The organism is Gordonibacter pamelaeae 7-10-1-b, assembly GCF_000210055.1.
Taxonomy (GTDB): domain Bacteria; phylum Actinomycetota; class Coriobacteriia; order Coriobacteriales; family Eggerthellaceae; genus Gordonibacter; species Gordonibacter pamelaeae.
Genome location: NC_021021.1, coordinates 3,432,020 through 3,434,566, shown reverse-complemented (window position 1 = coordinate 3,434,566; position 2,547 = coordinate 3,432,020). Strand labels below are relative to the sequence as shown.

Annotated in this window: 1 protein-coding gene; it reads right to left on the bottom strand. The window is 66.8% G+C overall.

What is annotated here, in order from left to right; genetic code table 11:
- Positions 1-643: 643 nt before the first annotated feature.
- Positions 644-2,547 (bottom strand): FtsX-like permease family protein (locus GPA_RS15795; protein WP_041239802.1); only part of this gene is annotated, 1,904 nt, incomplete at its 5' end.

Genomic DNA, 2,547 nt, shown 5'->3' with positions numbered 1-2,547 from the left:
CACGCCGGGAGCACCCGGGGCGCCGGGCATGCCGGGGGCCTTCGTCGCCTTGGCGCCGCAGCTCGGGCACGCGTCCAGGCTGGGGTCCACTTCCGCGCCGCACTTGGGGCACTTGATGGGGCCGTTCAGGTCAACCGCTGCTGGTCTGAAGCACATGAGGAGATCCTTTCTCTTTTATGGTCCGATCGGTCCGTCGCGAAACCCCGGGCCCTGCTCGGGCTTGCGTGGTCTTCGAGGATCGGCCCGGAGCGTGCAGGGGGGCTTGCGCCGGGCCGATCCTCGAAGCGAACTCGACCTCTCGCAGACTACTCTAGCGTTCAGTACCGGGGCCGAGCATCCCCTATAAGCGCTTAAATAGTTGAAAAGCCGTAATACCTATGGTCTGATTCATTTCCACGACCTGCGGTTTTGCTCCCAAAGTAGTTTTGCGGAAGAAGTTTCCAAGAATGAGCCCCGCAGCAAGCACCCCCGCGCAGGTCGCCCCCCTCTCACCTGCCGAACGTCAAGCGGGTCGCGCTTACGGAGAGCGCCTCGGGGCGGCGCTTGATGCGAGTTCCGCACGAGCCGAACGCCCCAGCGGGGCGTTCGTGCGAGCCAGGACTGCCCGAGCAGCAAGCGCCGCCCCAAGGCGCTCCAGGAAGGATTACTCGTTGGACTTCAGGCTCTCCACCATGTCGACCCGCGCGAGCTTGCGCCTCATGGCCAGCATCACCAGCACGGTGAACAGCATGGTGAGCAGAAACGCTATCACGAAGCTCGCCGCATGGATGGTGCGGCCGAACATCACCTGGTCCACTTCCGCCGTCACCACCACGAAGCCCTCCATGAAAACGCCGAGCACGAGCCCGACCGCGCACCCGATGACCGACAACAGCATGGTCTCGCGGTAGATGTAGGCGCTCACCTCGCGCGGCGTGAAGCCCAGCACCTTGAGCGTGGCTATCTCGCGCTGCCGCTCGGTGATGTTGATGTTCGTGAGGTTGTACAGCACGATGAACGCGAGCGCCGCCGCAGCCACCACGAGCACGATCACGATGAGCCCCACGCTCTTGAGCATGGACTTGTACGCGTCGATCACCTCGTCGTTGTAGGCCACGGTCTTCACCCCATCGATGGCGCGCACCGCATCGTTGAACTGCGCGCGCTCCCCGGCGTCGGAGCTCGTCACGGCGTAGTACGTGGAGAATGCCGGCTGGCCGCCCTCCATGCGCGCGTACTCGCCCGGGCCGATGAACACGTAGTTGTAGATGTAGTTCTCCATGACGCCCGTGACCGTGAGGTCGAACGTCTTGTCCGTGGCGTTGCCCATCTCGTCCTGCTCGGCCAGGCGCACCGTGTCGCCCACGCCCACTCCCAGCTCGTTCGCCAGCTTCTCGGCCAGCACCACGCCGTCATCGCCGATGGACAGTGGCTCATGCCCCACGCGCGTGCGCACGGTGAGGAAGTCGGCAAGGCCGCCCGGGTCCTCGGGCACCACCACGGACGCATGAACGTCGGCCTTGTCCGGCCCGCTGGCCACCATGCTCGCGCTCTGCACGCGCGTGGAGGACTCCACGGCGCCGCCTGCGCCCAGCAGGTCGTCCAGCTCCTGCTGCGACGCGGCCGGCAGGTCGTCCTCCGTGGTCACGACGGCGTTGTAGTGCACGATCTCGCCGTACTGCTTGTCGATGATGTCGTTGATGGCGTCCTGCAGGCCCAGGCCCGTGAGCAAGAGCGCCGTGCAGCCGGCGATGCCGATGACCGTCATCACGAACCGCTTCTTGTAGCGGAACAGGTTGCGGAACGTGACCTTCCACGAGAACGACAGCCGCCGCCATAGCGGGGCGATGCGCTCGAGCAGGATGCGCTTGCCGGCTTTCGGCGCGCGCGGCAGCATGAGCGTGGCCGGCCGCTCGCGCAGCGTGGCGAACGCGGCCGCCCAGGTGGCGACGAGCGTCACGCCCACGCCGAGACCGGCCGCCAACCCCGCGAGCCCAAGATCGATGGGCAGCGGCCCCCTCGGCACGAAGTAGATGATGGCGTAGGCCTCGGAGATCACGGCGGGCAGCACCTGCGAGAGCACCGCGATGCCCAGCACGCTTCCCGTCACGCTGGCCACGGCGGCGTACAGCAGGTACTTCGAGGCGATGCGCGCGCGGCTGTACCCGAGCGCCTTGAACGTGCCGATGAGCACGCGCTCCTCCTCCACCATGCGCGTCATGGTGGTGAGCGCCACGAGAGCCGCCACGAGGAAGAAGATGAACGGGAACACCTGCGCGATGGAGTCCACGCGGTTCGCGTCGGACTCGAAGCTCGCCACGCCGTAGTTCTGGTCGCGGTCCATGACGAGCCACGACGGGTTCTCCAAGTCGTCGATCTTCTGCTGCGCGTCGGCAATCTGACGCTCGGCATCGGCGAACTGCGCGTCGGCGTCGGCCTTCTGGCGCTCGTACTCGGCCAGACCGCCCTCGTAGTCGGCCCTGCCCTGCTCGAGCTGCGAGCGCCCGCTCGCTATCTGCGCCGCCGCCTCGTCGAGCTGCTGCTGCGCCGCCGCGATCTGCGCGTCGG